Source organism: Variovorax sp. 38R (assembly GCF_014843395.1).
Classification (GTDB): Bacteria; Pseudomonadota; Gammaproteobacteria; order Burkholderiales; family Burkholderiaceae_C; genus Variovorax; species Variovorax paradoxus_H.
In genome coordinates, this window is the sequence record NZ_CP062121.1 from 6,495,212 (window position 1) to 6,513,934 (window position 18,723).

Here is an 18,723-nt window from a genome sequence, read left to right on the forward strand (position 1 = left end):
TTTTTGCTTTCAGTCGAGTCGCATCGTGCCCGTGTCGCGGTAGCGCACGTGCCACGAAAACGCTTCTTCGAGCCGGTGCGGCGTGTGGCCGCCGCAGGTCGCCACGGCGCGCGTGTGGTAGTCCTGCAGCATCGCGCGGTACGGCTCGGCCGCGCAGTTCGCGATGATCGCCGCCGCCCGCTCGCGCGGTGCCAGCCCGCGCAGGTCGGCCAGCCCCACCTCGGTGACCAGGATGTCGACGTCCTGCGGCGCATGGTCGACGTGCGACACCATCGGCACGATGCTCGACACCGCGCCCTGCTTGGCCACCGACTTGGTCGCGAAGATCGACAGGTAGGCGTTGCGCGCAAAGTCGCCCGAGCCGCCGATGCCGTTCATCATGTGCGTGCCCAGCACATGCGTCGAGTTGACGTTGCCGTAGATGTCGGCCTCCAGCGCCGTGTTCAGCGCAATGATGCCCAGCCGCCGGATGATCTCCGGGTGGTTGCTCACCTCCTGCGGCCGCAGCACCAGCCGGTCCTTGTAGCGGTCGAGGTCGCCAAACACCTGCCGCGCCTTCGCGGGCGACAGCGTGATCGACGAACCCGAGGCAAAGTCGAGCTTGCCGGCGTCGAACAGGTCGAAGGTCGAGTCCTGCAGCACCTCCGAATACATCGTGAGGTGCTCGAACGGCCCCGCGCCCAGCCCCGACATCACCGCGTTGGCGACCGTGCCGATGCCCGCCTGCAGCGGCAGCAGCCGCTCGGTGAGCCGGCCCTGCGCCACCTCGCGCTCGAAGAACGCCACCAGGTGCGCCGCGATGGCCGCGGTCTCGGCGTCCGCCGGCAGCACGGTGGAGGTGCTGTCGGCCTTGTCGGTGATGACGATGCCCAGGATCTTCTCGGGCGGAATCTCGATGGCGCTGACGCCGATGCGGTCGTGCGGCGCCATCAGCGGCATCGGCTCGCGCTGCGGCCGGTGCTTGGGAATGAAGATGTCGTGCAGGCCTTCGAGCGCGGTCGATTGCGAGGTGTTGATCTCGACGATCACCTTGTCGGCCAGGATCGCGAAGCTCGCGCTGTTGCCGATCGAGGTGCTCGGCACGAGAGCGCCGGTCTCGGTGATGGCCACGGCCTCGATGATCGCGATGTCGATCGGCGGGATCTGCCGCGTGCGCAGCATCTCGACCGTTTCCGACAAGTGGTGGTCGATGAACATCACCTCGCCGCGGTTGATCGCCTGGCGCAGCACGGTGTCGACCTGGAACGGCATGCGGCGGCTGATGGCGCCGGCCTCGGTGAGCTGGCGGTCCACGTCGCCGCCGAGCGAGGCGCCGGTCATCAGCGTGATCTTCATCGGCTCGCGGCGCGCGCGGGCGGCGAGCGCCAGCGGCACGGCCTTGGCGTCGCCGGCGCGCGTGAACCCGCTCATGCCGACCACCATGCCGTCGCGAATCCATTCGGCGGCGGCTTCGGCGGTGGTGATCCTGCTGCGCAGGGCGGGCAGGCGGATGCGGTCTTCGTGCGACATGGAGGGAAAGCGTCTTTCTTTCGGGAAGGGGGAGGCCAGCACCGCGCGCGGCGGGTGTCAGCGCAGGAAGTAATCGACCGGCAGCATCGGCGCCGGCGCCGGGGCGCCCACCGACTGACACAGGTCGATCTCGAGCGTGCGGCACAGCGCCTCGAGCGGCAGGTCGTTCGACTCCGTGCCGAAGGGCTCCTCGATCTCGTCGCCGAGCGCGTCGAGGCCGAAGAAGGTGTAGGCCACGATCAGCACCACCACCGGCGTCATGAACCCGACCGAGTCCACCAGCCCGAAGGGCAGCAGGTAGCAATACAGGTACGCCGTGCGGTGCAGCAGCAGCGTGTATGAAAAGGGAATCGGCGTGCTGAGGATGCGCTCGCACGACGCGGCCGCACCGCTCAGCGCCGACAGCGTGCCGTCGACGCCCGCCGCCAGCGCCGGGTCGATGCGCCGCGCGCGCAGCGCTTCGCGCAGGTCGGCGCCCATGTGCATCAGCAGCGCATGCGGCCGGCTGGCGACCTGCGTCAGGCCCTGCCATTCCGCTTCGCGCAGGAAGGGCCGGGTGTCGGCGGCAGCATCGGTGCCGCGCAGCTGGTGACGCAGCGCATGGGCGAAGGCCGCGGCGCGCAAGGTCATGCGCACGCGCAGGTCGTCCAGGCGGCGGACGGTGTCGGCGCCGGCGTTCACCGGCACATCGCCGTCGATGAGGCTCTGGCATTGGCGCGCCAGGTTGCGCGAACGCAGGATCACCTCGCCCCAGAGCTTGCGCGCTTCCCAGAAACGGTCGTAGGCCGCGGTGTTGCGAAAGCCCAGGAAGATCGCCAGCGGCAGGCCGAGCAGCGCGAAGGGCACGGTGCCGAGCGGAATCTTGATCGAGCCGAAGCGCCCGTGCAGCACCGTGACGACGATGGCCACGATCACATTGAGCGTGAGCGCCGCCGCGATGCGCGGCAGGACGGAGCCCCGCCAGGACAGAAACAGCTTGAGCCCGGACGGGCGTTTCCGGACGATCATGAAAGCGAGGAGAAGGGCGAGCAGGGAGGCATGGATGCCGCGCACACCGCAAGGCCCGCGCGGGCGCTGATTGTCGCCGGGGCGTCAGCGCGGGGGCGGCTGGGCGCCCTAAGACCGAGGAAGACGGTCGGGCTCAGAAGGTGTGAATGAATCCGGCGTGGCCGAGCAGCCCGCCCAGACGCGCCCCATCAAGGCGCAAAGCGCAGCCATAGCTTGGGCTATGGCGAGCATTTGCAACGCAGAGGGGGCGCGTCTGGGTGGGATGAGCGGGCATGGCGGGTTCGTTCGCACCTTCTCAACGCACGAGCCACAGCCCCACGCCCAACAAGACCGCCTGCACGGCCAGCGCGATGAAGAAGGGCTTGCGCGAGGGCGTCGACATGTCCTGCAGCACCTCGTGGATGCGGCGCGTGAGCAGGGCGCGCAGCGCGGGGTCTTGCGTGGCGCCTTCGCCCGTCGCCGGTGCGGTGGCACCCTGGGCCGCACGCTCTTGCTGCCACTCGGCCAGCATGTCGCTCAGGGGCAGGCGGGCCAGCACGAAGCCGACCACGGTGCGCACGGCCCGGCCTTCACCGAGCACCGGCGCGAGTTGCTGGCACAGCGCGTCGGGCGACAGCCAGTCGGCCACGCGCTGCAGGCCGCCGTGCGTGCGCGGCATGGCTTCGATGCGGCCTGCAATCGCGTCGCCGAGCCGCTGCGACACGGCCTCGCCGCGCGCCACGACCAGGTGCTGCATCGCGCGGGCGCGGCCCTGCTGCACACCGAGCAGAAAGTACACGCCGACGAACAGCGCCAGCAGCACGGCCACCAGCAGCGGCGGCGACGTGATCAGGGCCACGATGGCGCCGAAACCACCGGCCCGCGCGGCCGGGTTGCCGGGCCCTTGCAGCTGGCTCAGGTAATAGAAGAACACGCCGCCGCCAAGGAACAGGCCGATCAGCGCGCCCTTGATGGCCGAGCCGGCGAAGGCGAAGCCGGCCTTGGCGCCGGTGCGAACGAGAGACTGCGGACGAGCGGGTTGTGACGACATGAACGGTTCCTCCGGTTTTTTGGAAAGCCGCCTCCTGGGAGGCCGGTCGCTGGCGATCATGCCACCGCCTTCCCGCACCATAATCGCGCCACACAACAACGAGGAGGATCGCCATGGGAACCGTCAGATTTCAGAAACCGACCGCTGCATTCGTCGCCGCCTCCTGGGCCGCGTTGATCGTCGGTGCCATCGTCTACCTGGTCGGGCTGTGGAATGCCGCGATGCAGCTCAACGAGAAGGGCTACTACTTCACCATCCTGATGTACGGCCTGTTCTCCGCGGTGTCGCTGCAAAAGACAGTGCGCGACCGGCTCGAGGGCATCTCGGTCACGGGCATCTACTTCGGCCTGTGCTGGGTCTCGTTGCTGCTGTCGGTCGGCCTGCTGGCCGTGGGCCTGTTCAACGCCTCACTGGCCGCGAGCGAAAAAGGCTTCTACGCCATGGCCTTCCTGCTGAGCCTGTTCGGCGCGGTGGCGGTGCAGAAGAACGTGCGCGACATCGCCTCGTACAAGGCCGAGAACCCGCTGGCCGACGACGTCGCCGCCGCGGAGTAAGCCAGGCCCGGCTCAGCCCGCCTCGAGCAGGCGGCGCAGGGCCTGCAGGTCGCGCGCGATCCATTCGGCATCGCGCGCAAAGGCCGCATCGTCCATGTGCGGCTGGCGCAGCAGCGTGAACTGCAGCTCGCACACACCCGGCGCCACGCCGATCACGCGAAACGGCAAATAGACCTCGGGCACGCCTTCGGGCGCCACCCAGTGGTCGAGCACGCCGAACTCATTGGGTGCCGCAAAGCGCATGCGGGCCTCGCCGCTTTCGGGCGTGCGCACGATCCAGTGGTCGCCGTGCGGCACCAGCGCGCTTTTCGAGAGGCCGCTGGCCCAATCGGGCAGCCGCTTCGGGTCGGACGCGAGCGCATAGGCGTCGCGCCATTCGCAGCTCACGCGCTGCGTGATGACGCGAGAGGGCGCGCCGCCTTCATTCGTCGGGGTTGTCGTCGCTTGTGTCATCGAAGTCACTCCTGAGCACCTTGGACACGACAGCGCCCGAGAAACCGCGCGCCATCAGGAATCGCATCTGCTTCGCGCGCGCTTTGGCATCGGCCGGCGGCGCATCGAAGCGGCGGCGCCACAGGGCCGTGGCGCGCGCGACTTCCGTTTCCTGCAAACCGGCCACCGCCTCGGCGATGGCTTCAGGCGCGATGCCCTTGGCCTGCAGTTCCTGCTTCACGCGCAAGGCGCCCGAGCGGGCCGCGCGCTGGTTCAGCACCGAGGCCACGACACGCGGCTCGCTGATGAAATCCTTGGCGGCCAACTCGTCGAGTGCCTTTGCCAGCGTGCCAGGCTCTTCCTCGTGCTTGGCCAGCTTGCGCTCCAGCTCCGCGCGCGAATGCTCGCGCTGGCTCAGGAGGCGCAGGGCGCGGCCTTTGAGGGAGGGGGCGCTGAAAGCCATGCGGGGGTGGGTCGCTCACGCGGCCCACGCAACACGCGAAGGCCGCCTTGTCGAACTTACTCCGCTGCCGCCTTGTCGGCCTTCGAAGCCTTGGCGGGCTTCTCGGCCTTCTCGGGTTCGCTGCCGGCATCGGCTGCGAGCAGCGGAATGCCCAGCGACTCGCGCACCTTGTTCTCGATCTCGCGCGACAGGTCGGGGTTCTCGCGCAGGAACTCGCGGGCGTTGTCGCGGCCCTGGCCGATCTTCTCGCCGTTGTAGGCGTACCAGGCGCCCGACTTGTCGATGATCTTGGCCGTGACGCCCATGTCGATGATCTCGCCCTCGCGGCTGATGCCTTCGCCGAACAGGATGTCGAACTCGGCCGTCTTGAACGGCGGGCTCACCTTGTTCTTCACCACCTTCACCTTGGTTTCGTTGCCGATGGCTTCGTCGCCCTTCTTGATGGTGCCGATGCGGCGGATGTCCAGGCGCACCGAGGCGTAGAACTTCAGCGCATTGCCGCCGGTGGTGGTTTCGGGCGAACCGAACATCACGCCGATCTTCATGCGGATCTGGTTGATGAAGATGACCATGCAGTTGGTCTTCTTGATCGTGGCCGTGAGCTTGCGCAGCGCCTGGCTCATCAGGCGGGCCTGCAGGCCGGGCAGCGAGTCGCCCATTTCGCCTTCGATTTCGGCCTTGGGCGTGAGCGCGGCGACCGAGTCGATGACGATCAGGTCGACGGCGCCCGAGCGCACCAGCGAATCGACGATTTCGAGCGCTTGTTCGCCGGTGTCGGGCTGGCTGATCAGCAGGTCGGACAGGTTCACGCCGAGCTTCTGGGCGTACTGCACGTCGAGCGCGTGCTCGGCATCGACGAAGGCGCAGGTACCGGCCTGCTTCTGCATGGAGGCGATGACCTGCAGCGTGAGCGTGGTCTTGCCCGAGGATTCCGGGCCGTAGATTTCGATGACGCGGCCGCGCGGCAGGCCGCCGACGCCCAGGGCGATGTCCAGGCCCAGCGAGCCGGTGGAGACCACCTGGATGTCTTCGAGCGCCTCGCCTTCGCCGAGCCGCATGATCGTGCCCTTGCCGAACTGCTTTTCGATCTGGGCCAGTGCGGCCTGGAGGGCCTTGGCCTTTTCACTGTTGGCGACCGAGATGCTTGTGCCCTTGACGACTGCGTCCATGTGGAAATCTCCTTGAATATCAACGGTTTGTGTCGGGTGTCATCCATCTGCTTTTAATCACAGGCTGGATGCTTGAACAGTAGTGTAGGGGCTCATTGCGCTTTGCAAGCCCACTTTAAAGTCAGTTTGCCTTACCATCTGGCACATGTCCGACCCCGCCTTTCCAACCGATCCCGACGCCTGGCGGCAGACCCACCTGGGCCGCCTGCTGGGCCATGCGATGCGCCGCTTCGACGAGCGCGTGCTGGCGCTGATGGCGCACGACATCGAGGTGCCGCTGGCGCTGTCGAACCTCGCGGCGCGCGCGCAGGTGAGTGCGGCCCACATCCACATCACGCGGCACCTGGCGCGCGAGGGCTCGCGCCTGACCGAGCTGGCCGAGCGCGCCGGCATGACCAAGCAGGCCATGGGCACGCTGGTCGACCAGTGCGAGGCCTGGGGGCTGGTCACGCGGGGGCCCGACCCGCTCGATGCGCGCGCGCGGCGCGTGCTGTTCACGGCCGACGGGCTGGCCTGGCTCGATGCCTTCCGCCGCGCCGTCACGCAGGCCGAGCGCGAGTTCCGCGCCAGCGTGGGCGACGAGATTGCCACCGTGGTAACCATCGGACTCGAAGCCTATACGGCGGGCTAGACTTCGCCCATGGGACAACGCGCGCCGAGGGGCGCCGACACTGACTGAGCCGGAGGTGGCGCACATGCGGATACTGATTGCCGAAGACGACCAGGTGCTGGCCGATGCCTTGCTGCGCAGCCTGCGCACCTCGGGCGCGGCGGTCGATCATGTGGCCAACGGCTCGCAGGCCGACACCGCGCTCATGACCCACAGCGAGTTCGACCTGCTGATCCTCGACCTCGGGCTGCCCAGCCTGCACGGCATCGAGATCCTGAAGCGGCTGCGCGCCCGCGGCTCGCAGCTGCCCGTGCTGGTGCTCACCGCGGCCGACAGCGTGGAAGAGCGCGTGAAGGGCCTGGACCACGGCGCCGACGACTACATGGCCAAGCCCTTCAGCCTGCAGGAGCTCGAGGCGCGCGTGCGCGCCCTCACGCGGCGCGGCATGGGCGCCACCAGCAACGCGATCCGCCACGGCCCGCTGGTCTACGACCAGGCCGGCCGCGTGGCGACCATCGACGGCAAGATGATCGAGCTGTCGGCGCGCGAACTGGGCCTGCTCGAAGTGCTGCTGCAGCGCGCCGGCCGGCTGGTCAGCAAGGACCAGCTGGTGGACCGGCTGTGCGAATGGGGCGAAGAGGTGAGCATCAACGCCATCGAGGTCTACATCCACCGCCTGCGCAAGAAGATCGAAAAGGGACCGATACGCATCGCGACGGTGCGCGGGCTGGGCTACTGCCTCGAGAAGATTCCTTCCTGATGCGCCAGACCCCGCGGGCCACCGGCACGCAGCGCCGCGCCGTGCATCCAAAGGCCGGGAGACCGGCTTGAAGCTCTTCCAGCGCGCCCAGCGCTCCCTGTTCGGCGAAATCCTCGACTGGATGCTCACGCCGCTGCTGCTGCTCGTGCCGGTGAGCATCGGCGTGACGTGGCTGGTGGCGCAGGGCATCGCCAACGCGCCCTACGACCGCGCGCTGGAGCACAACGTGAAGGTGCTGGCCGAGCTGGTCACGGTGAAGCAGGGGCAGACACACTTCGTGCTGTCGCAATCGGCGCGCGAGATCCTGCGTGCCGACGACGCAGGCCACATCTACTACCAGCTGCTCGATGGCCACGGCACGCTGCTGCACGGCGAGCGCGACCTGCCGCAGCCCAACGTGGACGACCCGCCCGGCACCAACGTGGTCCTGCTGCACAACAGCACGGTGCATGGCCAGCCGGTGCGCGTGGCCTCGCTGTGGATTCCCAGCGGCAGCGAAGAGGTGCCGCCCTCGCTGCTGCAGCTGGCCGAGACGCGCGAGAAGCAGGCGGTGCTCGCCACCGAGATCATCAAGGGCGTGCTGCTGCCGCAGTTCGCGATCCTGCCGCTGGCGGTGCTGCTGATCTGGCTGGCGCTGGTGCGCGGCATCAAGCCGCTGTCGGTGGTCGAGGCGCGCATCCGCGAGCGCCGCCCCGGCGACCTGAGCCCGCTCGACGAGTCCTCAGTGCCGCTCGAAGTGGTGCCGCTGGTGTCGTCAGTGAACGAGCTGCTCGACAAGCTCAACGACTCGATCTTCACGCAGAAGCGCTTCCTGGCCGACGCCGCCCACCAGCTCAAGACGCCGCTTGCGGGCCTGCGCATGCAGGCCGACCTGGCGCAGCGCGAAGGCGCGAATGCCGACGAGCTCAAGCAGTCGCTCAAGCAGATCGGCCGCGCCAGCGTGCGCGCCACGCACACCGTGAACCAGCTGCTGTCGCTGGCGCGCGCCGAGGGCACCAGCGCCATGACGCACTGCCAGCCCTGCGACCTCGCGCGGCTGACCATCGAGGTGGTGCGCGAGGCCGTGCCGCGCGCGATCGAAAAGCGCATCGACCTCGGCTACGACGGTGCCCAGGCCGGCGCGCCCGGCGTGATGGTCGACGGCAACCCGACGCTGCTCAAGGAGCTGGTGCGCAACCTGGTCGACAACGCGCTCAACTACACGCCCTCGACGCCCGAACGCCCCGGCGTGATCACCGCGCGCGTGCTGGCCGACCCCTTCGGCCACGTGCAGCTGGTGCAGGTGGAAGACAACGGCCCCGGCATCGCCGAGTCCGACCGCGAGCTGGTGTTCGAGCCCTTCTACCGCGTGCTCGGCAACGAGGCCGACGGCTCCGGGCTCGGCCTGCCGATCGTGCGCGAGATCGCCAACCAGCACCGCGCGCGGGTGAAACTGGAAGACGCGCACCCCGGCAAGCATCCGCCGGGCGCGCTCTTCACCGTGCGCTTCGAGGAGGCCCCTTCCGAATGAGTTCGTCCCCCACGCTCGACGCGCTGCGCCAGCGCTTCGCAGAGATCCGTACCGACACCGACGTGTCGGACATGTTCGACTTCGGCGCCGACCTGCTCGAGCTGCAATCGCCCGAAGCGCTCGCCTTCCACTACGCGCTGCTGCACGACACCGGCATGGACAGCGAGCTCTACGACTGGCTCTGCCGCAAGTTCGGCGAGCGCGGCGACGAGGCCGAGGACCATCTGCTCGCGCAGTTCGAGCAGGAGCCCGACCCGGCCATGCAGGCCACGGTGCTGCAGATGCTCGGCGCCTTCAAGTACCGCAAGGGCCGCCGCCTGAAAGAGACCGCAGCCCTGGCGCGCGCCGCGCTCGCGTCACCGCACGACGACCTGCGCTGCAAGGGCCTGTGGGTGATCGGCTGGCTCGGCGGCACGACGGACATCGCCAAGGTGGTGCCGCTGCTCACGCACGATGCCGTCGCCACGAACCGGCAATGGGCCGCGAGCGCGCTGATGCAGATCGTGTTCAACCGCCGCAGCGCCGCGCCCAAGGCGCTCGAGCCCTTGCGCCAGGCGCTCGACACCGAGACCGATCCGGTCGTGCTGGGCAGCATCCTGGTCGCGGTGCAGGAAATCGCGGGCAAGAAGTTCGGCCTGAGTTCCAGCTCGCACGAACCGCCCTCCGAAGAAAAACTGCAGACCGCGCTGGCCAAGGCGCGGCGCATGTTCGCGCGCGCCGCGGCCGCCTGACCGGGTCAGGGCGCGGGCTTGGCTTCCTTGCGGATCTGCAGCCACTCGGGGTGGATCTGCCGCGCCATGCGCTGCGGCTCGCGCTCGTCGAGCGCCGCGGGGGCGAGCCCGAAGCCGGCCAGGTCACCGCGCGTCCACAGCCAGTAGCCCGCGTTGACAGCGAGCAGGGCGATGAGGACCAGGCGCAGCTTCATGCCCTCGCTCAGAAAGACATGCCGCGCGGGCGCACGCTCACTTCGTCGCTCGAGATGAGTTGCAGGCCGGCGTCGGTGCGCACCTGCAGCTCACCGCCCCAGGCCACGCCTTCGCACAGGCCGGCGGTGCCGTCGCTGAGCGTCACTTCGCGCCCACGCAGCACGTCGCGCGCCGCAAAGCGTTCGGCAAAGGACCCGAAGCCGTTCGCCTCGAAAGCCAATACGCTGCGCACCAGCGGCTCGGCCAGCGCCTGCAGCACCTCGGATGCGGACGCGTCGGGCTGCCACTGGCGCAGCCAGGCCGGCGGCGTGCGCATGCCGTCGGCTTCGCGCGGGCCGATGTTGATGCCGATGCCGACCACGAGGTAGCGCGCGGCATCGGGCCGGGCCGTCTGCGGCATCGCGGTCTCGATGAGGATGCCGACCAGCTTGCGGTCGTTCACCCAGATGTCGTTGGGCCACTTGAGGCCGACGTGGTGCGCGCCTGTCGGGTCGAGGCTTTCGGCGACGGTCACGCCCACGGCCAGCGACAGGCCCGACCAGTCGGCCGGCGCCAGCGGCATGCCGAGCGAAAAGGTGAGGGAGGCGGGCGCCTCGGGTTGCTGCGCGCTCTGCCAGGGGCGGCCGAGGCGACCGCGGCCGGCCGTCTGGCGTTCGGCCACGAGCAGCACGGGGTCGGTGCGGCCGGCGCGCGCACGGCGCATCAACTCGGTGTTGGTGGAGTCGATCTCGGCCACGGCCTCGACCGCGAAGCCGGGCAGCAGCGGCGCGACCGCCGCGGCGATCCGGTCTTCGAACCAGGCGGAGGCCGGCGTGCCCATCGTCAGTCTCCGGCGGCGGACGGGGTGTCGTCCTTGCTGGACTTCTCGGATTTCTTCTTGCCGTCGGCCTTTTTCTTGTCGGCCTTCTTGTCCGCTTTTTTCTTCTCGGCTTTCTTTTCAGCCTTCTTCGCTTCCTTGGCCTCGGCCTTCTTCTTCTCGGCCTTCTTTTTGGCCTTCTTCTTTTTCTTCTTGTCTTTTTCCTCGTCCTCGTCCTCGTCCTTCGGCGTCAGCAGCGTGCCGCGGCACTGCTCGGAGCCGCACCAGCACGGAAACTCGGACAACAACTTCTCGGTGTACGGCTCGTCGATGACCAGGCCGTAGTCGTAGTTGAGTTCCTCGCCGGCAGCGATGTTTCTCAGGGCCTTGATATAAACGCGCCCATCGACTTCGTCGGCCTCGCAGTTCGGCTCGCACGAGTGATTGATCCAGCGCGCGGCGTTGCCTTCGACATTGCCGTCGATCACACGACCGTCATCGATGTGGAAGTAGAAGGTGTGGTTGGGCTGCGCAGGGTCGTGGGGGTGGCGGCGCAGCGCCTCCTTCCAGCTGATGACCTGGCCCTTGTATTCGATCAGCGTTTCGCCTTCCGCCAGGTCCTGCACGGCGAACACGCCGTTGCCGTGGACATCGGAGCGGCGCGTCTGAATGCGGCGGCCGCCGGAAAGTGGGGATTTGGAAGGCATCGCCGAAGTCTGTTAGGTTGAATATGCACACATGCGTGTGCGCGCGTGTGCACGCGGGAAGCCGCAGAGTATAGAGAGCCCTCAGATGACAAAAACTTTGGTAATCGCAGAAAAGCCGTCGGTGGCCCAGGACATCGTCCGCGCCCTCACGCCGGTGGCCGGCAAGTTCGACAAACATGACGAGCATTTCGAGAACGACACCTACGTCGTGACCAGTGCCGTGGGCCACCTGGTCGAAATCCAGGCGCCGGAAGAATTCGACGTGAAGCGCGGCAAGTGGAGCTTCGCCAACCTGCCGGTGATTCCGCCGCACTTCGACCTCAAGCCGGTCGACAAGACGAAGACGCGCCTGAACGCCGTGGTCAAGCAGGCCAAGCGCAAGGACGTGACGCAGCTCATCAACGCCTGCGACGCGGGCCGCGAGGGTGAACTGATCTTCCGTCTCATCGAGCAGTACGCCGGCGGCAAGAGCCCGCTGGGCAAGCCGGTGAAGCGGTTGTGGCTGCAGTCGATGACGCCGCAAGCCATTCGCGACGGCTTCGACCAGCTGCGCACCGAGAAGCAGATGCAGGGCCTGGCCGACGCCGCGCGTTCGCGCTCCGAAGCCGACTGGCTCGTGGGCATCAACGGCACGCGCGCCATGACCGCGTTCAACTCGCGCGACGGCGGCTTCTTCCTCACGACCGTGGGCCGCGTGCAGACGCCGACGCTGTCGGTGGTGGTGGAGCGCGAAGAGCAGATCCGCAAGTTCGTCTCGCGCAACTACTGGGAAGTGCACGGCAGCTTCGCGGCCGAAGCCGGCCAGTACCCCGGCAAGTGGTTCAACCCCGACTGGAAGAAAGCCAACGCGCCGCTGCTGGCCAACGGCGAGCCCGATGCCGAGCAACGCGCCGACCGCGTGTGGAGCGAGCAGGAAGCCCGCGCCATCGCCGACGCCTCGCGCGGCAAGCCCGCCACGGTCACCGAAGAGAGCAAGCCCACCACGCAGGCCTCGCCCGCGCTGTTCGACCTGACCTCGCTGCAGCGCGAGGCCAACGGCCGCTTCGGCTTCAGCGCCAAGACCACGCTCGCGCTGGCCCAGAGCCTGTACGAACGCCACAAGGCGCTGACCTACCCGCGTACCGACTCGCGCGCGCTGCCGGAAGACTATCTGCCGGTGGTCAAGCAGACCATGGAGATGCTCGCCGACAGTGGCATGAAGCACCTGGCGCCGTTCGCCAAGCAGGCGGTCGACGGCAACTACGTCAAGCCCAACAAGCGCATCTTCGACAACGCCAAGGTGTCGGATCACTTTGCCATCATCCCGACGCTGCAGGCCCCGAGCGGCCTGAGCGAAGCCGAGCAGAAGCTGTACGACTTCGTGGTGCGCCGCTTCCTGTCGGTGTTCTTCCCGAGCGCCGAGCACCAGGTGACCACGCGCATCAGCACGGTGGAGCAGGGCGGCAAGAAGTACCCGTTCCGCACCGACGGCAAGGTGCTGGTGAAGCCGGGCTGGCTCGCCATCTACGGCAAGGAAGCGCAGGACGACGAGAAGGAAGACGACAAGGACGGCAAGCGCCTCGTGCCGGTGAAGCCGGGCGAAATCGTCAACACCGAGTCGGCCGACCTCAAGGGCCTGAAGACGCGCCCGCCCGCACGCTATTCGGAAGCCACGCTGCTGGGCGCCATGGAAGGCGCCGGCAAGACCATCGACGACGACGAGCTGCGCGAGGCCATGCAAGAGAAGGGCCTGGGCACGCCAGCCACGCGCGCGGCCACCATCGAAGGGCTGATCGCCGAGAAGTACATGCTGCGCGAAGGCCGCGAGCTCATTCCGACCGCCAAGGCCTTCCAGCTCATGACGCTGCTGCGCGGCCTGGGCGTGGAAGAACTCTCCAAGGCCGAGCTCACGGGCGAGTGGGAGTACAAGCTCGCGCAGATGGAGAAGGGCGCCTTGAGCCGCGACGCCTTCATGCGCGAGATCGCCGAGATGACGGAGCACATCGTCAAGAAGGCCAAGGAGTACGACCGCGACACCGTGCCGGGCGACTACGCCACGCTCGCCACGCCCTGCCCGAACTGCGGCGGCGTGGTGAAGGAAAACTACCGCCGCTACGGCTGCACCGGCAAGAGCGGCACGGGCGAAGACGCCTGCGGCTTCTCGTTCGGCAAGTCGCCGGCCGGGCGCACCTTCGAGGTGGTCGAGGCCGAGGCGCTGGTGCGCGACAAGCACATCGGCCCGCTCGACGGCTTCCGCTCCAAGGCGGGCTGGCCTTTCACCGCCGAGATCATCCTCAAGTACGACGAGGAAGAGGCGAAGAACTGGAAGCTCGAATTCGACTTCGGCGACGACAAGAACGCCGAGAGCGGCGAGATCGTCGACTTCAGCGCGCAGGACACCGTGGGCCCCTGCCCCGTGTGCGGCGCGCCGGTGTTCGATCACGGCAGCAACTACGTCTGCGAAAAATCGGTGCCCACGAACGAGCAGCCGACCCCGAGCTGCACCTTCAAGACCGGCAAGATCATCCTGCAGCAGCCGGTGGAGCGCGACCAGATGGAAAAGCTGCTCGCCACCGGCAAGACCGACCTGCTCGACAAGTTCGTGTCGATGCGCACGCGCCGCGCCTTCAAGGCCTTCCTGACCTGGAACAAGGACGAGGGCAAGGTGACCTTCGAGTTCGCACCGCGCGAAGGCGGCAGCAAGTTCCCACCGCGCAAGACCTTCGGCAAGCCGGCGGCGAAAACCGCGGCGGCCAAGAAGGTCGCGGCGAAGAAGACGCCCGCCGCCAAGAAGGCACCGGCCGAGAAGAAGGCGGCCAAGCCGCGCAAGCCAGGCGCGGGCCTCAAGCCCAGCGACTCGCTGGCCGCGGTGATCGGCGCCGAACCGGTGGCGCGCACCGAGGTCATCAAGAAGCTGTGGGACTACATCAAGGCCAACGGCCTGCAGGACGCGACCAACAAGCGCGCGATCAACGCCGACGCCAAGCTCAAGCCCGTGTTCGGCAAGGACCAAGTGACGATGTTCGAACTCGCGGGCATCGTGGGCAAGCACCTCTCGGCGCCCGACGCGGCCTGACGACGCATGCAGCGCAGACACCTCGCCACTGCCCTGTGTGCAGCGATGCTGCTGGGCGGCGCGGGCCTGGCCCAGGCCGCCGCCTGGCCTGACAAGCCCGTCAAGCTGGTCGTGCCTTTCCCACCCGGGCAGGCCACCGACATCTTTGCCCGCGCGCTCGCCGAACAGCTCGGCAAGCGGCTGGGCCAGCCCGTGATCGTCGACAACAAGGCGGGCGCGGGCAGCAACATCGGCACCGAGTTCGTGGTGCGCGCGCCGCCCGACGGCTACACGCTCGTGGTGGCCGGCAGCGCGATGGCGGTGAACCAGACGCTCTACGCCAAGTCGGGCTTCGACCCGCGCCGCGACCTGGTCGGCATCTCGCTGATCGCGAAGGTGCCGCTGGTGTTCCTGGCCACGCCCGAAAGCGGCATCCGCACGCTGGCCGACCTCACGGCGCGCGCCAAGGCCGAGCCCGGCAAGCTGAGCTACGCGAGCGCCGGCATCGGCGGCACGCAGCACCTGTCGGGCGAGATGTACAAGTCGGCGGCGCATGTGTTCATCACGCACATTCCGTACCGCGGCAGCGGGCCGGCGCAGGCGGATTTCCTGGGCAACCAGGTGCCGCTGATGGTCGACTCGGTGACGGCCGCGCTGCCGCACATCAAGTCGGGCAAGGCGGTGCCGCTGGCAGTGACGTCGGCCACGCGCTCGTCGCAACTGCCCGAGGTGCCCGCCGTGCGCGAGACCGGCGTGGCCGGCACGAAGAACTTCGAAGCCGTGGGCTGGCTCGGCCTGATGGCACCGCGAGGCACGCCGCCCGACATCGTGGCGCGGCTGAACCACGAAGTGACCGACATCCTGAAGAGCGAGCAGATGGCGCGCTTCATCCGCGACCGGGGCTCCGAGCCGGCACCGACGAGCGGTGCCGAGTTCGACCGCTTCGTGGCGAGCGAGATCGGGCTCTGGGGTGCGGCGGTGAAGGCCTCGGGCGCGAAGCCCGAATAACTTTTCAGGCCAACGCGGCCGGCGGCAGCGCCGTCGCTTCCCCGCTGCGGTCGACCTCGGCCAGCAGCCAGTTGCGGAAGTGATCCAGCGTGGCCAGCTGGCCGCGTCCTTCGGGGTAGCAGAACCAGTAGCCCTCGCTGCCCCGGTAGCCGCCGTTGGGCAGCGGCTCTTCCACCAGCCCCGATGTGATTTCGTCCTGCACCAGGCAGCGCGGCACCAGCGCGACGCCCATGCCGGCCATGACGGCGCGGATCATGGTCTGGAACTGGTCGAACTGCAGCCCGGCCAGCGGGTCGAGCCCGCGCACGCCGTGCGCCTCGCTCCAGTGCAGCCACGACTGCGGCACGCTCACGTGGCGCAGCAGCGTGCAGCGCGCCACGTCCTGCGGCGTGCGGATGGGGGCCTCGGCCTGCGCGGCGCGCGGGGCGATCAGCGCCACGTCCTGCCCCGCGAGGTAGTGCGAGCGCGCGCCGGGCCAGTGGCCGTCGCCGAACAAAATGGCGCAGTCGAGCTCGGGCCGCTCGAAGTCGTAGCCGTGCACGAAGGGCACGAAATGCAGCGTGATCTGCGGGTGCCGCTGCTGGAAATCGGGCAGGCGCGGAATCAGCCACTTGGCGCCGAAGGTGGGCAGGGTCGACAGGTGCAGCGCACCACCGCCATCGCCACTCGTGATGAGTTCCAGCGTGGCCGCCTCCAGCTGCGCCAGCAGGGCGCGCACGGCCTTTTCGTAGCGCTCGCCGGCCGGCGTGAGCGCCAGGCGCTTGCGGCTGCGCTCGAACAGCGGCGCGCCGATCCAGCGCTCGAGCTCCTGCACCTGCTTGCTCACCGCGCCCTGCGTGAGGTGCAGCGCCTCGGCCGCGCGCGACACGCCGCCGAAGCGCACCACGGTGGAGAAGGCGCGCAGCAGGTTCAGGGGCGGGTTGAGGCGTCGCAGCGGCATGGGGGAGCCCATCAAGTCATTCCAGATTGGAATGATATCGGGTATATCCTTTGCTTCAGGTGAGCTGCAGCTTTGCACATTCACTCATCGTTCCATTGGAAGAACCCTTATGCAACGTCGTCATCTCCTCTCCATCCTGGCCGCCGCTTCTTTCGCCCCAGGAATATCCTTTGCCCAAGGCAAGCCGATCCGCCTGGTCGTGCCTTTCCCGCCCGGTGGCGCCACCGACATCACGGCCCGCGTGCTCTCCGAGCCCCTGGCCAAGATCCTCCAGCAGCCCGTGGTGATCGACAACCGCGCCGGCGCGGGCGGCTCGATCGGCATGGCCGAGCTGGCACGCGCCGCGCCCGACGGCCTGACCTTCGGCGTGGCCACGCTCTCCACGCACGGCGTGAACCCGGCCGTGTACCAGAAGCTGCCCTACGACCCGATCAAGGGCTTCACGGCCGTGACCGAGCTGGTGAAGGCGCCGGGCGTGATCGTCATCAATCCGGCCGTGCTGCCGGTCGGCAGCTTCGCGGAACTCGTGAAGTACCTGAAGGCCAACCCCGGCAAGGTGTCGTACGCCTCGCCGGGCAACGGCACCATCGGCCACATGTGGGGCGAGCTGTTCAAGAGCAGCACCGGAACCTCGATGGTGCACATCCCCTACCGCGGTGCGGGCCCGGCCATCAACGACGTGCTCGCGGGCCAGGTGCCGGTGTACTTCGACCAGGTGGCCTCGTCGCTGCCGCACGTGAAGGCCGGCAAGCTGAAGGCGCTGGCCGTGTCCTGGAGCGGCCGCCTCGACGTGCTGCCCGACGTGCCGACCTACGGCGAACTGGGCCAGGCGGCCAGCAACGACCCGTCGTGGTTCGGCATGATCGCGCCCGCCGGCACGCCGCCCGAGCTGGTGCTGCGCATGCAGCAGGCCGTGGCCACCGCGCTGAAGGACCCCGCGGTGCGCGAGCGCCTGGCGCTGCAGGGGCTGTACGCCTCGGGCACCACGCCGGCCGAGTTCACGAAGCAGATCGCGAGCGAGATCGAGAAGATGAAGAAGGTGGCCGCCTTCGCGCGCATCCGACTGGACTGACCGACCCTGCCTATGCATCCAGTTCTGAAATTGATTCAAACCCGCGCCCAGGTGACCAGCGTCGCCGGGCACACCCCGCTGGTGCTGGACTCGCCGCACAGCGGCACCGTCTACCCCGAGGACTTCCGGCCCGTGTGCGACCTCGCCACGCTGCGCCGGGCCGAGGACACCCACGTTGAGAAGCTCTACGCCTTCGCGAGCGACAGGGGCGCCGCCTGGATCGAGGCGCACTTTCCGCGCAGCTATCTCGACGCCAACCGCGACATGACCGAGGTCGACACCACCATGCTCGACGGCCCGTGGACCGAGCCGGTGTCCAGCGACCCGCGCGTGCTGTCGAAGGTGCGCCTGGGCAAGGGCCTGATCTGGAAGCTCACCGACGAAGGCCTGCCGATCTACGACCGGCCGCTCACGGTGGCCGAGGTGCGCCAGCGCATCGACCAGTGCTGGCGCCCGTACCACGCGGCGGTGGCGCAGGCCATCGACGACGCGCATGCGCGGCACGGCTACAGCGTCCACATCAACTGCCACTCGATGCCGGCCATTGCGGGCAGCCACGCCACCGACTTCCCGGGGCTGGCGCACGCCGACTTCGTGATCGGCGACCGCGACGGCAGCACGGCCGACCCGGCGCTGTCGCAGCGGCTGTGCGCGCACCTGCGCGCGCGCGGCTACAGCGTGGACTACAACCACCCGTACAAGGGCGTGGAGCTGGTGCGCCGCCACGGCAACCCGGCGGCGAACCGGCACAGCATCCAGGTCGAGATCAACCGCAAGCTCTACATGGACGAGGCCACGCTGGCGCTCGACGAAGCCGGTGCGGCGCGGCTGCAGGCCGACCTGCGATCGATGGTCGAGATGCTGCTGGCGACCGACCCGCGCATCGCAACGAGCTGAACGCCACCACGCCGCAACCCCTGCGGCGGCTGGTGTCTTTGTTACAGGGCGGCCGGAGCCCCCGGCCTATAGTGGGACGTCCATTTTTCCCTGGAGTCCTGCCGTGAAGTCGATCCTTGCCGCCCTCGCCGTCCTTGCGACCGGCCTGTTGATTTCGGGCTGCGCCGGCACCGCGCCGTCGCCGTCTTCTTCCTCCACGTCTTCATCGGGCAGCGGCGTGACGGTGTTCGGCACCATCGACGCCGGCGTCAGCGGCACGACGAACAAGTCGTCGCGCTGAGCGACAGCCGATAACGCG

Annotated in this window: 20 protein-coding genes; 10 read left to right on the forward strand and 10 right to left on the reverse strand. The window is 68.4% G+C overall.

What is annotated here, in order from left to right:
* Positions 1-9: 9 nt before the first annotated feature.
* The 3 genes from IG196_RS30155 to IG196_RS30165 form a co-directional block, all read right to left on the reverse strand.
* Positions 10-1,509, reverse strand: a complete 1,500-nt coding sequence (locus IG196_RS30155; protein WP_192194173.1) for a succinate CoA transferase — start codon at positions 1,507-1,509, stop codon at positions 10-12.
* 57 nt (positions 1,510-1,566) lie between these two features.
* Positions 1,567-2,517 (reverse strand): bestrophin family protein, encoded by a 951-nt coding sequence (locus tag IG196_RS30160; protein ID WP_192194174.1) that lies wholly within the window; start codon positions 2,515-2,517, stop codon positions 1,567-1,569.
* Positions 2,518-2,812: 295 nt separating this feature from the next.
* Positions 2,813-3,547 (reverse strand): hypothetical protein, encoded by a 735-nt coding sequence (locus IG196_RS30165; RefSeq protein WP_192194175.1) that lies wholly within the window; start codon positions 3,545-3,547, stop codon positions 2,813-2,815.
* A gap of 113 nt (positions 3,548-3,660) precedes the next feature.
* Here IG196_RS30165 and yiaA point away from each other — a divergent pair, with 113 nt between their 5' ends.
* On the forward strand, positions 3,661-4,101 hold the full coding sequence (yiaA, locus tag IG196_RS30170) for an inner membrane protein YiaA (RefSeq protein WP_192194176.1): 441 nt from the start codon (positions 3,661-3,663) through the stop codon (positions 4,099-4,101).
* 12 nt (positions 4,102-4,113) lie between these two features.
* Here the strand turns inward: yiaA and IG196_RS30175 are convergent, their stop codons facing one another.
* From IG196_RS30175 to recA, 3 genes are read right to left on the reverse strand one after another with little or no spacing between them, the layout of a single operon-like run.
* Complete coding sequence (locus IG196_RS30175) at positions 4,114-4,554, reverse strand: SRPBCC family protein (RefSeq protein ID WP_192194177.1); 441 nt, start codon at positions 4,552-4,554, stop codon at positions 4,114-4,116.
* Positions 4,523-4,996, reverse strand: a complete 474-nt coding sequence (gene recX, locus IG196_RS30180; protein ID WP_101490790.1) for a recombination regulator RecX — start codon at positions 4,994-4,996, stop codon at positions 4,523-4,525. Before recX ends, IG196_RS30175 begins: the two co-directional genes overlap by 32 nt.
* Positions 4,997-5,052: 56 nt before the next feature.
* Positions 5,053-6,165, reverse strand: coding sequence for a recombinase RecA (recA, locus tag IG196_RS30185; RefSeq protein WP_099794154.1), 1,113 nt, complete (start codon positions 6,163-6,165; stop codon positions 5,053-5,055).
* A 145-nt stretch (positions 6,166-6,310) separates the two neighbouring features.
* Between recA and IG196_RS30190 the strand changes: the two genes are divergently transcribed.
* The 4 genes from IG196_RS30190 (at position 6,311) to IG196_RS30205 (ending at position 9,776) form a co-directional block, all read left to right on the forward strand.
* Complete coding sequence (locus tag IG196_RS30190; protein WP_192194178.1) at positions 6,311-6,796, forward strand: MarR family winged helix-turn-helix transcriptional regulator; 486 nt, start codon at positions 6,311-6,313, stop codon at positions 6,794-6,796.
* Positions 6,797-6,860: 64 nt separating this feature from the next.
* Entirely contained in the window at positions 6,861-7,535 is a 675-nt protein-coding gene (locus IG196_RS30195) for a response regulator transcription factor (protein ID WP_192194179.1), read from the forward strand.
* Positions 7,536-7,602: 67 nt separating this feature from the next.
* Positions 7,603-9,045, forward strand: coding sequence for a sensor histidine kinase (locus IG196_RS30200; RefSeq protein ID WP_101490785.1), 1,443 nt, complete (start codon positions 7,603-7,605; stop codon positions 9,043-9,045).
* Positions 9,042-9,776 (forward strand): HEAT repeat domain-containing protein, encoded by a 735-nt coding sequence (locus IG196_RS30205; protein WP_192194180.1) that lies wholly within the window; start codon positions 9,042-9,044, stop codon positions 9,774-9,776. The genes IG196_RS30200 and IG196_RS30205 overlap by 4 nt, the downstream gene beginning before the upstream one ends.
* A gap of 5 nt (positions 9,777-9,781) precedes the next feature.
* Here the strand turns inward: IG196_RS30205 and IG196_RS30210 are convergent, their stop codons facing one another.
* Genes IG196_RS30210 through IG196_RS30220 form a run of 3 tightly spaced genes read right to left on the reverse strand, consistent with a single transcriptional unit; the run spans position 9,782 to position 11,474 of the window.
* A complete protein-coding gene (locus tag IG196_RS30210; protein ID WP_192194181.1) occupies positions 9,782-9,970 on the reverse strand; it encodes a sporulation protein in 189 nt (62 codons plus the stop codon).
* Positions 9,971-9,978: 8 nt separating this feature from the next.
* Positions 9,979-10,791, reverse strand: coding sequence for a biotin--[acetyl-CoA-carboxylase] ligase (locus IG196_RS30215; protein WP_192194182.1), 813 nt, complete (start codon positions 10,789-10,791; stop codon positions 9,979-9,981).
* Between the two features lie 2 nt (positions 10,792-10,793).
* Positions 10,794-11,474 (reverse strand): SET domain-containing protein, encoded by a 681-nt coding sequence (locus IG196_RS30220; protein WP_192194183.1) that lies wholly within the window; start codon positions 11,472-11,474, stop codon positions 10,794-10,796.
* An 85-nt stretch (positions 11,475-11,559) separates the two neighbouring features.
* Here IG196_RS30220 and IG196_RS30225 point away from each other — a divergent pair, with 85 nt between their 5' ends.
* Both IG196_RS30225 and IG196_RS30230 read left to right on the forward strand, forming a co-directional pair.
* A complete protein-coding gene (locus tag IG196_RS30225) occupies positions 11,560-14,529 on the forward strand; it encodes a DNA topoisomerase III (protein WP_101490780.1) in 2,970 nt (989 codons plus the stop codon).
* A gap of 6 nt (positions 14,530-14,535) precedes the next feature.
* Positions 14,536-15,516, forward strand: coding sequence for a tripartite tricarboxylate transporter substrate binding protein (locus tag IG196_RS30230; protein WP_192194184.1), 981 nt, complete (start codon positions 14,536-14,538; stop codon positions 15,514-15,516).
* Between the two features lie 4 nt (positions 15,517-15,520).
* Here IG196_RS30230 and IG196_RS30235 read toward each other — a convergent pair whose 3' ends face one another.
* Positions 15,521-16,456 carry a LysR substrate-binding domain-containing protein gene (locus tag IG196_RS30235; protein WP_192194185.1) on the reverse strand — a complete coding sequence of 312 codons (936 nt, stop codon included), beginning with the start codon at positions 16,454-16,456 and terminating at the stop codon, positions 15,521-15,523.
* A gap of 109 nt (positions 16,457-16,565) precedes the next feature.
* On the opposite strand from IG196_RS30235, the gene IG196_RS30240 reads away from it, so the two are divergent.
* From IG196_RS30240 to IG196_RS30250, 3 genes are all read left to right on the forward strand, one after another.
* Positions 16,566-17,528, forward strand: a complete 963-nt coding sequence (locus IG196_RS30240) for a tripartite tricarboxylate transporter substrate binding protein BugE (protein WP_101490778.1) — start codon at positions 16,566-16,568, stop codon at positions 17,526-17,528.
* Positions 17,529-17,540: 12 nt separating this feature from the next.
* Positions 17,541-18,425 (forward strand): N-formylglutamate amidohydrolase, encoded by an 885-nt coding sequence (locus IG196_RS30245; RefSeq protein ID WP_192194186.1) that lies wholly within the window; start codon positions 17,541-17,543, stop codon positions 18,423-18,425.
* A 103-nt stretch (positions 18,426-18,528) separates the two neighbouring features.
* Entirely contained in the window at positions 18,529-18,705 is a 177-nt protein-coding gene (locus tag IG196_RS30250; protein WP_180838947.1) for a hypothetical protein, read from the forward strand.
* Positions 18,706-18,723 lie beyond the last annotated feature (18 nt).

Excerpts from the sequence above, each read along its gene's own strand:
- IG196_RS30155 (WP_192194173.1), bottom strand. The coding sequence starts at position 1,509 with ATGTCGCACGAAGACCGCATCCGCCTGCCCGCCCTGCGCAGCAGGATC.
- IG196_RS30160 (WP_192194174.1), bottom strand. The coding sequence starts at position 2,517 with ATGATCGTCCGGAAACGCCCGTCCGGGCTCAAGCTGTTTCTGTCCTGG.
- IG196_RS30165 (WP_192194175.1), bottom strand. The coding sequence starts at position 3,547 with ATGTCGTCACAACCCGCTCGTCCGCAGTCTCTCGTTCGCACCGGCGCC.
- yiaA (WP_192194176.1), top strand. The coding sequence starts at position 3,661 with ATGGGAACCGTCAGATTTCAGAAACCGACCGCTGCATTCGTCGCCGCC.
- IG196_RS30175 (WP_192194177.1), bottom strand. The coding sequence starts at position 4,554 with ATGACACAAGCGACGACAACCCCGACGAATGAAGGCGGCGCGCCCTCT.
- recX (WP_101490790.1), bottom strand. The coding sequence starts at position 4,996 with ATGGCTTTCAGCGCCCCCTCCCTCAAAGGCCGCGCCCTGCGCCTCCTG.
- recA (WP_099794154.1), bottom strand. The coding sequence starts at position 6,165 with ATGGACGCAGTCGTCAAGGGCACAAGCATCTCGGTCGCCAACAGTGAA.
- IG196_RS30190 (WP_192194178.1), top strand. The coding sequence starts at position 6,311 with ATGTCCGACCCCGCCTTTCCAACCGATCCCGACGCCTGGCGGCAGACC.
- IG196_RS30195 (WP_192194179.1), top strand. The coding sequence starts at position 6,861 with ATGCGGATACTGATTGCCGAAGACGACCAGGTGCTGGCCGATGCCTTG.
- IG196_RS30205 (WP_192194180.1), top strand. The coding sequence starts at position 9,042 with ATGAGTTCGTCCCCCACGCTCGACGCGCTGCGCCAGCGCTTCGCAGAG.
- IG196_RS30210 (WP_192194181.1), bottom strand. The coding sequence starts at position 9,970 with ATGAAGCTGCGCCTGGTCCTCATCGCCCTGCTCGCTGTCAACGCGGGC.
- IG196_RS30215 (WP_192194182.1), bottom strand. The coding sequence starts at position 10,791 with ATGGGCACGCCGGCCTCCGCCTGGTTCGAAGACCGGATCGCCGCGGCG.
- IG196_RS30220 (WP_192194183.1), bottom strand. The coding sequence starts at position 11,474 with ATGCCTTCCAAATCCCCACTTTCCGGCGGCCGCCGCATTCAGACGCGC.
- IG196_RS30225 (WP_101490780.1), top strand. The coding sequence starts at position 11,560 with ATGACAAAAACTTTGGTAATCGCAGAAAAGCCGTCGGTGGCCCAGGAC.
- IG196_RS30230 (WP_192194184.1), top strand. The coding sequence starts at position 14,536 with ATGCAGCGCAGACACCTCGCCACTGCCCTGTGTGCAGCGATGCTGCTG.
- IG196_RS30235 (WP_192194185.1), bottom strand. The coding sequence starts at position 16,456 with ATGCCGCTGCGACGCCTCAACCCGCCCCTGAACCTGCTGCGCGCCTTC.
- IG196_RS30240 (WP_101490778.1), top strand. The coding sequence starts at position 16,566 with ATGCAACGTCGTCATCTCCTCTCCATCCTGGCCGCCGCTTCTTTCGCC.
- IG196_RS30245 (WP_192194186.1), top strand. The coding sequence starts at position 17,541 with ATGCATCCAGTTCTGAAATTGATTCAAACCCGCGCCCAGGTGACCAGC.